This is a genomic window from Clostridium oceanicum, from assembly GCF_039521385.1.
Lineage (GTDB): Bacteria > Bacillota > Clostridia > Clostridiales > Clostridiaceae > Clostridium_F > Clostridium_F oceanicum.
The window spans coordinates 70,501-83,439 of the sequence record NZ_BAAACG010000019.1 but is presented as its reverse complement, the minus strand read 5'-3'; the positions used below and the strand labels follow the sequence as shown (position 1 = coordinate 83,439).

Genomic DNA, 12,939 nt, shown 5'->3' with positions numbered 1-12,939 from the left:
AAATACTAATAATGCTTACAACTTTTACTATAGTATTGGTTTTATTTAAAGTTAAAGCTTATGCTGCTCCAGATAGTCCTATGCCTATACCTAAAATAGATATTTCAGTGGATAAAGCAACTACTCCTAGTCAATATGTAGATAATATTAAATTATTTATATTTTTGACAGTAATATCTCTTTTACCATCTTTTATAGTTATGATGACAAGTTTTGTTAGAATAACTGTAGTTTTTGGATTTTTAAGAAATGCTATGGGAACACAGCAAACTCCACCAAATCAAGTGCTTATAGGATTAGCGTTATTTCTTACTATATTTATAATGAGACCTGTTTATAATAATATAAATAGTAATGCTATAAAACCATATGTTGATAAAAAGATAACTCAAGAGCAAGCTATAGAAATAGGAGCTAAGCCTCTTCGTGAGTTTATGTTAAAACAAACGAGAAAAAAAGATTTAAAATTATTTGTAGATATAGCAAAACCTAATTTTGAAGTTACAAAAGATAATGTTCCTTTATACATCGTTGTTCCATCATTTATAATAAGTGAACTTAAAACAGCCTTTCAAATAGGATTTTTACTTTTCATACCTTTTTTAATAATAGATTTAGTAGTAGCAAGTATTCTTATGTCTATGGGTATGTTTATGTTGCCACCGGTTATGGTATCACTACCTTTTAAATTATTATTATTTGTTATGGTAGACGGATGGCATTTACTTATAAAATCGTTAGTTATGAGTTTTAGTTAGAGGTGACTTAGATGAGTGAAAATATGATAATGGGAATTATAAAAGATGCGATTTATACAGGTCTTTTAGTATCAGCACCAATACTTGTAGTTGCAATACTTGTGGGACTTATAATAAGTATACTTCAGGCTACAACTCAAGTTCAAGAACAAACATTAACATTTGTTCCAAAACTTGTAGCAGTGGCTTTAGTAGGACTTTTTACAGGTAATTGGATGTTACATCAAATAGTAGCTTTTACAGAAAGAATATTTGCTCATATATCCCAGATAATTCAATAGATAAAGAGGAGTGAGATAAATTTTGATAAGTCCAGTATATGCTACAGCTATTGTTCTTATTTCTCTTAGATTACTTGCTTTTTTTATTATGGTTCCTATATTTTTTCCAAAAGGAACGCCTAATTTATTAAAAGTTTTTCTGGGATTAGTTATGGCATACATATTGATACCAGGTATAGATATTAGCGGAGTAAATACGATAACTACGCCTATACCACTTATATTAAATTGTATTAATGAAATAGTAGCAGGTTTTACTTTAGGATATATTACAAATCTTTCCTTTATGTGTGTTAGATATGCAGGTAATATGATGGACATGCAAGTTGGATTTGCTATGATGAGCATGTTTGATCCTAACACAAACAGCAATGCTACGTTACTTGAAAGAGTGTTATACTGGTTTAGTGTAATAATATTTTTTATTATAGATGGTCACCATATGTTAATTAGAGCTCTAGTAGAAAGCTTTAATATTATAAGGTTAGGTGGTTTTTGGCTTAAAGGCGAAGCTATAAGAGTTATAATAGATGGATTTGTTCAGTATTTTTACATAAGTTTAAAAATAGCTATACCAATAGTTCTTATAATACTTATAACAGATTTAACTTTAGGATTAGTTGCAAGAACTGTTCCACAATTAAACGTAATGATATTAGGTCTTCCAATTAAAATATTAGTTGGACTTTTATGTTTTTGTCTAGCATTACCTTTATTTTTAAATGTAATAGAACAATCTTTCAATGACCTGCCAGATATAATAAAGGACTTTTATAAATTTATACCTGTAGTTATTGTGTTTGCATCTGAAGAGAAAACAGAAGATGCAACTCCAAGAAAAAAGAAAGATGCTAGAAAAAAAGGTCAAATACCAAGAAGTAAAGAAGTTGGACTTGCTTTTACTCTATTAGCATCGACCATTGTTATGGTAACTTTAGGGTCTTATGTAGCAAATGAGTTAAAAGATACTATGGGAGGATTTTTAGGAAATTATTTAAATACAACTTTAAGTTATGTTAATTTAAAGAGTATAGCTTTACTAACTTTAATTAGAATGAGTAAAATAGTATTACCTGTAGTATTACCAATAATGATTATGGGAACTTTAGCAAGTTTTCTACAAACCGGCGTTATATTTACTTCAGAGCCCTTAAAACCAGATTTTAAAAAGCTTAATCCTATAAGTGGATTTAAGCGTATGTTTTCTCTAAGAAGTGTTATGGAGCTTCTTAAGGATATATCTGTTATAACAGTAGTAGGACTTGTTGGTTATAATTTTATAAAAGATAATTATATGAAGATTTTAAACTTGGGAACTTTAAGACCTTGGGAAATGATTCAAAATATCATAAAGATAACCTCTGATATATTTTTTAGGATAACTTTAGTTTTAATATTTATATGTGTAGTAGATTATATATACCAGAGATTCCAACATAATAAAGACTTAAAAATGACAAAGCAAGAGGTAAAAGAAGAGTATAAACAAGATGAAGGAGATCCAGAGATTAAATCTAAAAGAAAACAAAAGCAAAGAGAAATGGCAATGCAAAGAATGATGCAAGAAGTACCTAAAGCTACAGTAGTAGTAACAAATCCTACTCATATATCTGTAGCCATTAGATATGAAAAAGGAGATAATGCTCCAAAGGTAGTAGCTAAAGGAGCAGATAACTTAGCTTTAAAGATAAAATATGTAGCTAAAAATAGCGATGTGCCTATAATAGAAAATAAACCTTTAGCTAGACTTATGTATAGTGAAGTAGAAATAGATTCAGAAATACCAGCAGAAATGTATCAAGCAGTAGCAGAAATATTAGCTGTAGTATGTAAATTTGATTAATATTATAATTATAATTTTTAGTTTGATAAGGGATTTTTATTACATATAGAATTAAAAATTTTTTAAAAGGTATGATACACTCTTATTTTTTATAAAAGATGAGAGTTATAAGTCAACGGGATAAGATAGGACTAAATTATGTGAGGTGATTTTGTGGAAGGCACTAGAAAAAGATTTAACATAAAAAACAATATGGATACTATAGTAGCATTTGGAGTTATAGGTATTATACTTATGATAATAATTCCTCTTCCTACAGGTATTTTAGATGTGCTTTTAGCACTTAATATAACTTTTTCCATAGTAATTATTTTGATTACTATGTTTACTACGGAAGTACTACAGTTTTCTGTATTTCCAACATTACTTTTAATTACAACGTTATTTAGATTAGGTTTAAATCTTTCATCTACAAGACTTATTTTAAGAGATGCTTATGCAGGAAAAATAATTGAGACCTTTGGAAATGTGGTAACCGGTGGAAATTATGTTATAGGTATAATAATATTTCTTATAATAGTAATTATTCAATTTGTTGTTATAACAAGTGGTGCCAGCAGGGTTTCAGAGGTTTCTGCAAGATTTACACTAGATGCTATGCCAGGAAAGCAAATGAGCATAGATGCAGATTTAAATGCCGGCGTTATAGATGAAAATACTGCTAGAGAAAAAAGACAAAATCTCCAAATGGAAGCAGACTTTTATGGGGCAATGGATGGTGCTTCAAAGTTTGTAAAAGGTGATGCTATAGCAGGACTTATAATAACTTTTATAAATATAATAGCGGGAATAATAATAGGAACTGTAATGCTTAAAATGGAAATTGGAGCAGCAGCTCAAACATATACAAGACTTACAATAGGTGATGGGTTAGTAGGTCAAATACCAGCACTTTTAATATCTACTTCTTCAGGTATATTGGTAACTAGATCAGGAAGTAGCCAAAATTTTGGATCTTTACTTGGAAAGCAATTAACAGGATTTCCAAAGGTTTTAGCAATAGCATCAGTAGTACTTTTGGTTCTTGCTATGATACCAGGACTTCCACATTTAGCATTTATTATATTAGCTGCAGCTTTATTAATATCTGCTTATCTTTTATATAAGGAAAATAGAGCAAAGGAAGAAAGTAAAGTTCAAGCAGAAGAGATAGAAATGAACGAAATAGAAAGTAAAGAACCAGAAAATGTAATGAGCTTAATATCTGTAGAGCCTATGGAAATAGAAATAGGTTATGGTCTTATACCTTTAGCAGATGAAGCTTCTGGAGGAGATTTACTTCAAAGAATAACTTCTGTAAGAAGGCAATGTGCAATTGAAATGGGGATAGTTGTACAACCTATAAGAATAAGGGATAATCTTCAGTTAAAAGCTAATGAATATGTAATAAAAATAAGAGGAACTGTTACAGCTAGAGGAGATCTTATGCCTAATATGCTTCTTTGTATGGATCCTACTGGAGAATCAGATATAGAAGGTATAAAAGGTATAGAACCGGCTTTTGGACTTCCAGCTATATGGGTTAACAAAGATCAAAGGGAAGAAGCTGAAATAAAAGGTTTAACTGTTGTTGATCCAACTACAGTTATGGTTACACATCTTACAGAAACTATAAAAAATCATTCCTATGAACTTTTAGGAAGACAAGAAGTTAAGTTAATTATAGATTCTATGAAAGATAAATATAGCGCAGTTGTGGAAGAGATTATTCCAGATTTAATGACAATAGGTGAAATACAAAAAGTTCTCCAAAATTTATTAAAAGAAAGAGTATCTATAAAGGATATGGTAACTATATTAGAATCCTTAGCAGATAATTCTAGAACTACAAAAGATATTGAAGTTTTAACAGAATATGTAAGATTCTCTTTGGCTAGAAATATATGCAATCCTTTGATTGATGAAACAGGAAAACTTTCAGTTATAACATTAGATCCTAATATAGAAAGCTTAATAGCAAATAATATACAAAAATCAATGCAAGGATCTTTTCCAGCATTAGACCCAGATTCTACAAGTAATATATTAGGAGCTCTTAAAGGGAAATTAGATCAAGTTTATTTTTATAACAATCAACCAGTAATTTTAGTATCACCTAATGTAAGAGCGGCCTTTAGAAGACTTATAGAGATGGTTTTCCCAGCAGTAAGTGTACTTTCATTAAATGAAGTACCTAATGATGTTGAAATCAAAACTGAAGGAGTTGTAACTTTATAATGATTATAAAGAAATATGTTGTAAGTACAATGAATGAAGCAATGATGAAAATCAATGAAGAAATGGGTAAAGATGCTATTATAATAAGTCAAAGAAAAGTAAAAAAAGGTGGCTTTTTAGGATTATTTTCTAAAAAATTAATAGAAGTTACTGCAACAGCTTCTTCTAAAGAAGAAAATGAAGAGAATAATAAAGAGTTTAAAGATATAAAAAATAGTATAAAAGAATTAAATAATAATTTAAATAATAAAAATGTATTTCATGATGAATTTTACAAATCTTTAAGAAAAGCAACTAACAGTAATTTAGAAGCTAAAAATGAAGAGAATGTAAAACCTATTATTGAACCAGAATTAGAATTGGATGAAGATATAGAAAAACACAAACTTTTAAAAGAAATGAAAGAAATGAAAAAAATGTTAAAAAATATTTCTAATGATGGTAAAATAAAAGAAGAAAGTTTAATCAAAAAGTTAATAGAAAAAGACATAAATGAAAATTTAGCAAAGAATATATCAAAAAAAGTAGAAAATATAGAGGAAAACATTGAAGTAAAAGAGAAATTAAAAATAGTAATGGAAAATATGATAAAAGTTTCTAATGATAATATTGGAAAGATTACAGCTCTAATAGGACCTACTGGTGTAGGTAAAACTACTACGATAGCAAAACTTGCAGGTAGAATATCTTTAGTTGATAAGAAAAAAGTAGGCCTTATAACAATTGATACTTACAGAATTGGAGCTGTAGAGCAACTTAAAACTTATGCAGATATTATGAACATTCCATTTAGAGTTGTTTTTTCTTTAAAAGAAATGGAAAAAGCTGTTTCAGATCTTAAAGATTGTGATGTTATATTAATTGATACAACAGGTAGAAGTAGTAAAAAAGTTATGCAAATATCAGAATTAAGGGCTTTTATTAATAAAGTAAGTCCAGATAATATACATTTAGTTGTAAGTTCTACTACTAAAAATAGGGATATAGAGACTATAATAAATGGATATAAAGTTTTAGAGTATGATGATGTAATAATGACGAAATTAGATGAAACAACAACTTATGGTTCAATTCTTAATATATGTGATATTTCAGAGAAGCCTATAAGTTTTATTACTATAGGTCAAGACGTTCCTGATGATATAAAAGAAGCTACAAAAGATGAACTTATAGAACTTATACTAGGAGATAAAAACTTATGTTAGATCAAGCAGCTAGTTTGAGAAATTTGGTGAAAAAAGTAAACGATAAAGATTACGATCATAAAGTTAAAATTATAACTGTTACTTCTGGTAAGGGAGGAGTAGGGAAAAGTAATTTTGTAGTGAACTTATCAATACATCTTCAAAAATTAGGGAAAAAGGTATTGATATTAGATGCAGATGTAGGTATGGGAAATGATGATGTAATTATGGGTATAGCATCAAAATATAATATATATGATGCTATATCAGGTGAAGTTGATTTAAATAAAGTTATGGTTAAAGGACCATTAGGTGTAATGCTTCTTCCAGCAGGTAGTGGTATTTGTGATTTTTCTGAATTAGGGGAAGAAAAAATACAGATATTTATCAAAAAACTAACATATTATAAAGAATGGGATTATATAATAATGGATACAGGAGCGGGAATAAATAGGACTGTTTTAGGATTCATAAATTGCTGTGATGATTTAATTGTTCTAACTACTCCAGAACCTACTTCTTTAAAAGATGCCTATGGATTAATAAAAGCTGTTTCTTATTTTAAATTAAAAACAAAGGCCAAACTAGTTGTAAATAGAACAATAGATTCTAAAGAAGGAATAAAAACTTATAAAAACATGAGAGCAGTATCAAAAAGGTTTTTAGATATAGACTTAGATTATTTAGGTTCAATATCAGAAGATAGAAAAATCACACAATCTATAAGAAAGCAGAATCCATTTACTATTTTATATCCTAAATGTAAACCTAGTAGGGATATTTTAGATATTGCAAATAAAGTGTTAGGGTTTAATAAAAATGACAACGGATTAGGGGTAGACGGATTATTTAAAAAGTTATTTAGCATATTTTCGTAAGGGGAGCTGGAATAGTTGAATAATAAAGACTTATTTAAAGTTAATAATAGGGTTGAAATAGAAAGAGAAGATGGCTATTACAAAAGCATTATACAGGATATAAAAGATGATAGCTTATATATAAGCATTCCTGTTAGTGAAGGAAGTTATCTTCCACTTCATGAAAATGAACAAATAACCGGGTTATATTTTAATGGAAGAGATATATTAAAATTTACAACTATTGTTACAGGAAGAAAAATAGATAAAATTTTAATGTTAAAAATAAAAAGACCTGAAAGTTATAAAAAAGTTCAAAGAAGAAGTTTTGTAAGAATAAATGTACTTTTAGATACATGTTGTGCTTGTATGAATAAAACTAAAGAATTAAAGGATATAACAAAAGGCCAATTTAATGGTAACTTAGATATTGAATTTTTTAATGCTACTATATTAGATTTAAGTGGAGGTGGAGCAAAACTTTCTTCAAAAAGAGAATTATTTTTAGGTGAAATTATTATAATGAGTATACCTTTTGATGAAGAAACTATAACTTTAAAATCTAAAATAGTAAGAAAAGAAAAAGATGATAATAATGTAACAGTATATGGGATTAAATTTATTGAAGTAGATGATAGAAATAGGGAAAAAATAATAAGATTTATATTTATGACAATGCGTAAACAACTTCATAGATCATAAGGGAGGATAGATTCATGCCGTTAGCTAATAAATTAGATAAAAAAGAAGAAATAGTTAAAAAGTATATACCACTTGTTAAATATATAGCATCTAGAGTCATCATAGGAAAGACTAAATATATAGAATATGAAGATTTAGTAAGTTATGGTATGGTAGGACTTATGGATGCTTTTAATAAATTTGACGAGAGTAAGGGAATGAAATTTTCTACTTATGCCTCTATAAGAATAAAAGGATCTATGATAGACGAACTAAGAAGAAACAGTCCTATATCTAAAGGAGCAATGGACAAGCTTACTAGATATAACAAAGCTGTAGAGTTTCTGCAGAAAAATTTAAACAGAGAACCTAAAATAAAAGAAATAGCAGATTACATGGAATTAAAAATAAGTCAAGTTATGTCTATAGAAAACTACATAAATTATATATCGGTAGTTTCTTTAGAAGATTTAATATTTTCTTCAGAAGATGATGTTCCTCTTATAGGAACTATACAAGATGATAGTAGTCCTAATCCTGAAAGTCATTTAGAAGAGGAAGAACAGTTAGAGTATTTAGCTAAAGGAATAGATATTTTAAATGAAAAGGATAGATTAGTGCTTACTTTGTATTATTATGAAGAGTTAACTTTAAAACAAATAGGAAAGATATTAAGTGTATCTGAATCTAGAGTGTGTCAATTACATAGCAGAGCAATACTACATTTAAAAAAAGCTATGAAAAAGCTTAAATATAATGTATAGAGGGAGTTACATATGGCAAGTTTAATTTTGATACTACTAGCAATAGTTCTTATAATTATAAATGTAAAAGCTTTGAATAAAGAAAATAATTCTTTTCATTCAAAGCTTCAATTTAATATTGATAATTTAGATGAAAGTAAAAAGGATATAGGAGATTTAAGAAAAGAATTTGCAGAAACAATATTAGAACTTCAAAAAGAGATTGAAGAATTAAAAGAATATAAATCTCAATCTGAAAAAGAATTCAAATATATAAGAAGTATACTTATGCAAGATAAGGGACTATATAAATTTTATGAGAATTCAAAGAAAGCTATTGAATTAAGTGGTATTAGTGATGAAATAAGTAAAGTAAAAGAAGAAAATAATAAAGATGATATAAATGTTTATGAGGAAAGTAACGAATATAATAAAGAGGATAAAAATGAAAAAATTAAAGAAGTAAATAAACTCCTTAAAAAAGGCTGTAATGTAGAACATATAGCTAATAAACTTCAAATTGGTAAGGGGGAAGTACTATTAATAAAGGAATTATATGCAAAATAAAAGAAGCATTTAATTTTGTATGTGATAAAAGGGTTTTAATAGGAATCGGCATTGGAATAATTCTAGCTACTTCTATAATGACTTTTGTGAAAATAGATAACAATTTAAGTAAAAGTCAAATAGAAAGTAAGGCTAAAAATTTAGGAATGGAATATCCACAGGATATGAAGGTTATTAATAAGGCAAATTCAAATAAGCCTAAAAAATCTAAATAGGGAAGTGGTAAAATGATAAGAAGTTTATATACAGCAGTATCTGGGATGATTTCTTTAGAAGCTAAACAAGATACTATAAGTTCAAATTTAGCTAACGCTAATACTGTTGGATATAAAACAGACAACTTAGCTTTTAAAAAATTTGAAGATGTTTTAATAGAAAACCATGATAAAAGAATAGGAAATAGAAATGTTTCTAATATATTAGGTAGTTTAAGTTTTGGTAATAAAATTGATGCTGTAGATACCCTTTATACTCAAGGAATTATCGAAGATACAGGCAAATCTACAGATTTTGCTATAGAAGGCAGAGGATTTTTTACTGTTAATAACGGAACAGAAAATTATTATACAAGAGATGGACATTTTCATGTAGATAATAACGGATTTTTAGTTAATGATAGTGGATATAATGTATTGGGTATAAATTCTAATACTGGTAGACAAGAATCTATATACATAGGAGATTCAAAAATAAGCACTGATAGTGCTGGGAATATAAGTTTAGATGGAGTGCCATCTTATACAATGGATACAGTGGATTTCAATAATTATGATTCTCTAAAAAAAGTAGGAAACAATTTGATTCAAGGAGATAATCCTCAAAGAGTTAATGCCTCTGTTAGAGGAAGTTCTCTTGAAAAATCTAATGTTAATGTGACTAATGAAATGATTAATATGTTAACTACTATGAGAAGCTTTGAAACTAACCAAAAAGTGGTACAATCTTTAGATGAAACCTTAGGTAAAGCTGTAAATGAAGTTGGAGTTGTAAGATAGTATAAGGTACATTAAAACAAATAACTAATTAGTATAAGTGTTATTTATTTTAATATGGTTAAAAGAAAAGGGTGATATTTTGTTAAGATCTTTGTGGAATAGTAAGACAGGACTTATGGCACAACAACAAAAATTAGATTGTATATCTAATAACTTAGCTAATGTTAATACAGTTGGATATAAAAGAAGTGATGTTAATTTTCAAGATTTAGTTTATGAAACTTTAAAAAGACAAGGATATCCAACTTCAAATACAGATCCTATACAAACAGGTACTGGTGTTAAAACTAGTGGATGGACTAAGGATAGAACAGGCGGTTCTCTTTTAAACACAGGGAATTCTACAGACTTAGCTATAGATGGTAAAGGATACTTTAGAGTTACTTTACCAAATGGAGATAAAGCTTTTACAAGAGCAGGAGATTTTATTGTAGATGGAGCTGGAGATTTAGTTGATAAAAGTGGAAATAAGTTAGATATAAACTTAACTAATCAGGGTAGACAGCTTTTAGCTCAAAATGGCGGATTTAATCAAGATAATTTTGTAGTAAGTAAAGATGGTACTATTTCTCTTAAATTTAAAGGAGAAGGAAGAACAATGCCAGTAGGTAATATAGATATATATAATGCTGTAGGAGATAATGCATTTATCTCATCAGGAAATAATTTATATACTTTAAATCCTAATGCGAATTCATATATAGAAAATGATTTTTCTATTGAACAGGGTTTTTTAGAAAATTCTAATGTAGATGTTGGTAAAGAAATGACTGATATGATACTAACTCAAAGAGCATTTCAATTAAGCTCTAAAGGAATAACAACAGCAGATGAAATGTGGAGTATGGTTAATAATATGAGAAAATAGAAATTTAAAGATAGTTTTTAAATGATATGCTTCCTTTATAGTAAACAGTTTAAATAATAAAATTGTTTCTATAAAGGAAGCATTTTATTTTTACTTAAAGAGGCTCTATATCTTTTGTTCTATTTAAAATTTTTAAAGCATAGCTATATAGTAAATTTATATTATTAAAGTTAAATGTATGTATTATTTATTAAGAGAGTTACTTTAATAAAATTTTATATACAATTTTAAATAGGTATTTTGTAAACAAATAAAATGATGCTTCATATAATAGTATTGATTTACTTATATTTTAATAATATGTAGTTTAAATCGGTAGTGTTATAAATGCTTATAGGAGGAATTATAATGAATAATAATATGAATAGGTTATATTATTGTCCTGTAAATAATGTTTGGTTAAATTCAGCTAGAATGTCTAATCAACCTATGAATCCATATTTTATGTGTCCTTGCATGTATAGCTATAATAATGTACCTATGAATAGAAGTAATCCAAGAGAAGAACCAGAAGAATATGCTGAAGAGTATGATTATGATGATAACTTTAATGAAGATGAGTGGAAAACTCCAGAAAATGAAATTGATAACCAGGCTTCTATGCCAAGTTATGAAAGAATGAATTCATCTAGAAATGGCACAGAAGGTCATCCAGAGTATAATTTAGATGACAATAAAAACAGTGACAAAAACTGTTTTATGAAGGGAATAAATATAGAGAGAGTAAATATTAAAGAAATACTAGATTAATTTAGACAGCTATTATTTTTTATATTAAGAATTATATTTAATATATTTAAAATTATAAAGTGAAAACATAGTGGATCTGTGCTTATATATTGGCACAGATCTTGCATTTTAGTGATATAAGGCGCATTTAAATTAATATTTTAAAGGAGATATTTAATTATGGTTATTACCCCTAATATACCTAATTTACCTTATACTAAAAAAGATGGAGTTAAGTATTTTAATTTAGTAGCAGGTTATGTAAGAAGCGAAATCCTTCCTGGTATTTATATGAATGCATATGGATATAATGGAATTACCCCAGGACCTACTATTTGTGTATATCCAGGTGATTATGTGTGTATAAGAGTATATAATAAGTTGTCACAACCAACTAGCGTTCATTGGCATGGTTTAGATGTTCCAAATGATATGGACGGGGTACCTGCTATAGAGCCTTCACCTAAAATTTATCCAGGACATTATTTTGACTATCATTTTAAAATTACTAACCCACCAGGCACACATATGTATCATTCTCATTTTCATACTGTTCTTCAAGATATGATGGGATTACAAGGTGGTTTTATTATACTTGATCCTAATGAATCAGAGGAAAACATACAAAGAGATTATTATCTTATGTTAGATGCATTTAAACTTCAAGGATTAAAGGAAGGTGTCTTAAAAAAGGGAATTTATGATATTGATCCTTTTGCAGGCATGGCAAACTTTTTCACTATAAATGGTAGGTGTTTTCCTTATACAACTAGGTTAGAGGTTAAAGAAGGAGAGCGTGTAAGATTAAGATTTGGAAATATTGGAATGATGAATCATCCTATACATTTTCATGGACATCAGTTTTATGAGACGGCAGTAGATGGTAATTCTATTCCTAAAGAAAACCAGCTTAAAAAGAATACAATACTTGTTTCATCTGGAACTACAAGAGATGTTGAATTTTTAGCTAATAATCCAGGGCGTTGGCCACTTCATTGTCATTTTCCACATCATGTTAGCAATAATATGACCTTACCTTTAGGTGGGATGACAACTGCTGTAGTATATGAATAAAGTAATATTGAACTTTATTTATTAAGAAAGCTTTATTAAGTGTGCCATCTATAATATGAAAATAAGATATATTATAATTATGTGGTTTAAAATATATATATTAATAATTTTAGCATAATAAAAGCAATAGAGTTTTATAGCT

14 protein-coding genes are annotated in these 12,939 nt (G+C 27.9%); all 14 read left to right on the top strand.

What is annotated here, in order from left to right; translation table 11 throughout:
- Positions 1-11 precede the first annotated feature (11 nt).
- The 14 genes from fliP to ABDZ71_RS16835 all read left to right on the top strand — a co-directional run bounded on the left by fliP (position 12) and on the right by ABDZ71_RS16835 (position 12,797).
- Positions 12-758 carry a flagellar type III secretion system pore protein FliP gene (fliP, locus tag ABDZ71_RS16900; RefSeq protein WP_425544735.1) on the top strand — a complete coding sequence of 249 codons (747 nt, stop codon included), beginning with the start codon at positions 12-14 and terminating at the stop codon, positions 756-758.
- Between the two features lie 11 nt (positions 759-769).
- Complete coding sequence (gene fliQ / locus ABDZ71_RS16895; RefSeq protein WP_343763518.1) at positions 770-1,039, top strand: flagellar biosynthesis protein FliQ; 270 nt, start codon at positions 770-772, stop codon at positions 1,037-1,039.
- 22 nt (positions 1,040-1,061) lie between these two features.
- Entirely contained in the window at positions 1,062-2,882 is a 1,821-nt protein-coding gene (locus tag ABDZ71_RS16890) for a fused FliR family export protein/FlhB family type III secretion system protein (protein WP_343763516.1), read from the top strand.
- Positions 2,883-3,035: 153 nt separating this feature from the next.
- Positions 3,036-5,099, top strand: coding sequence for a flagellar biosynthesis protein FlhA (gene flhA / locus ABDZ71_RS16885; protein ID WP_343763514.1), 2,064 nt, complete (start codon positions 3,036-3,038; stop codon positions 5,097-5,099).
- Positions 5,099-6,304, top strand: coding sequence for a flagellar biosynthesis GTPase FlhF (gene flhF, locus ABDZ71_RS16880; RefSeq protein WP_343763512.1), 1,206 nt, complete (start codon positions 5,099-5,101; stop codon positions 6,302-6,304). Before flhA ends, flhF begins: the two co-directional genes overlap by 1 nt.
- Complete coding sequence (locus ABDZ71_RS16875) at positions 6,298-7,161, top strand: MinD/ParA family protein (RefSeq protein ID WP_343763510.1); 864 nt, start codon at positions 6,298-6,300, stop codon at positions 7,159-7,161. Before flhF ends, ABDZ71_RS16875 begins: the two co-directional genes overlap by 7 nt.
- 15 nt (positions 7,162-7,176) lie before the next feature.
- On the top strand, positions 7,177-7,842 hold the full coding sequence (locus ABDZ71_RS16870) for a flagellar brake protein (RefSeq protein WP_343763508.1): 666 nt from the start codon (positions 7,177-7,179) through the stop codon (positions 7,840-7,842).
- 14 nt (positions 7,843-7,856) lie between these two features.
- Positions 7,857-8,585: a FliA/WhiG family RNA polymerase sigma factor gene (locus ABDZ71_RS16865; RefSeq protein ID WP_343763506.1), complete on the top strand. Its 729-nt coding sequence runs from the start codon at positions 7,857-7,859 to the stop codon at positions 8,583-8,585.
- Positions 8,586-8,597: 12 nt separating this feature from the next.
- On the top strand, positions 8,598-9,131 hold the full coding sequence (locus ABDZ71_RS16860; RefSeq protein WP_343763504.1) for a hypothetical protein: 534 nt from the start codon (positions 8,598-8,600) through the stop codon (positions 9,129-9,131).
- 77 nt (positions 9,132-9,208) lie between these two features.
- The gene (locus ABDZ71_RS16855; protein ID WP_343763502.1) at positions 9,209-9,346 is read left to right on the top strand and encodes a hypothetical protein; all 138 of its coding nucleotides are present in this window, start codon (positions 9,209-9,211) and stop codon (positions 9,344-9,346) included.
- 12 nt (positions 9,347-9,358) lie between these two features.
- Positions 9,359-10,126 (top strand): flagellar hook-basal body complex protein, encoded by a 768-nt coding sequence (locus tag ABDZ71_RS16850; protein ID WP_343763501.1) that lies wholly within the window; start codon positions 9,359-9,361, stop codon positions 10,124-10,126.
- Positions 10,127-10,205: 79 nt separating this feature from the next.
- Positions 10,206-10,994 (top strand): flagellar hook-basal body complex protein, encoded by a 789-nt coding sequence (locus ABDZ71_RS16845; protein WP_343763499.1) that lies wholly within the window; start codon positions 10,206-10,208, stop codon positions 10,992-10,994.
- Between the two features lie 348 nt (positions 10,995-11,342).
- Positions 11,343-11,744: a hypothetical protein gene (locus ABDZ71_RS16840; protein WP_343763498.1), complete on the top strand. Its 402-nt coding sequence runs from the start codon at positions 11,343-11,345 to the stop codon at positions 11,742-11,744.
- Between the two features lie 159 nt (positions 11,745-11,903).
- A complete protein-coding gene (locus ABDZ71_RS16835; protein WP_343763497.1) occupies positions 11,904-12,797 on the top strand; it encodes a multicopper oxidase family protein in 894 nt (297 codons plus the stop codon).
- Positions 12,798-12,939 lie beyond the last annotated feature (142 nt).

Excerpts from the sequence above, each read along its gene's own strand:
- fliP (WP_425544735.1), top strand. The coding sequence starts at position 12 with ATGCTTACAACTTTTACTATAGTATTGGTTTTATTTAAAGTTAAAGCT.
- fliQ (WP_343763518.1), top strand. The coding sequence starts at position 770 with ATGAGTGAAAATATGATAATGGGAATTATAAAAGATGCGATTTATACA.
- flhF (WP_343763512.1), top strand. The coding sequence starts at position 5,099 with ATGATTATAAAGAAATATGTTGTAAGTACAATGAATGAAGCAATGATG.
- ABDZ71_RS16875 (WP_343763510.1), top strand. The coding sequence starts at position 6,298 with ATGTTAGATCAAGCAGCTAGTTTGAGAAATTTGGTGAAAAAAGTAAAC.
- ABDZ71_RS16865 (WP_343763506.1), top strand. The coding sequence starts at position 7,857 with ATGCCGTTAGCTAATAAATTAGATAAAAAAGAAGAAATAGTTAAAAAG.
- ABDZ71_RS16860 (WP_343763504.1), top strand. The coding sequence starts at position 8,598 with ATGGCAAGTTTAATTTTGATACTACTAGCAATAGTTCTTATAATTATA.
- ABDZ71_RS16855 (WP_343763502.1), top strand. The coding sequence starts at position 9,209 with ATGACTTTTGTGAAAATAGATAACAATTTAAGTAAAAGTCAAATAGAA.
- ABDZ71_RS16850 (WP_343763501.1), top strand. The coding sequence starts at position 9,359 with ATGATAAGAAGTTTATATACAGCAGTATCTGGGATGATTTCTTTAGAA.
- ABDZ71_RS16840 (WP_343763498.1), top strand. The coding sequence starts at position 11,343 with ATGAATAATAATATGAATAGGTTATATTATTGTCCTGTAAATAATGTT.
- ABDZ71_RS16835 (WP_343763497.1), top strand. The coding sequence starts at position 11,904 with ATGGTTATTACCCCTAATATACCTAATTTACCTTATACTAAAAAAGAT.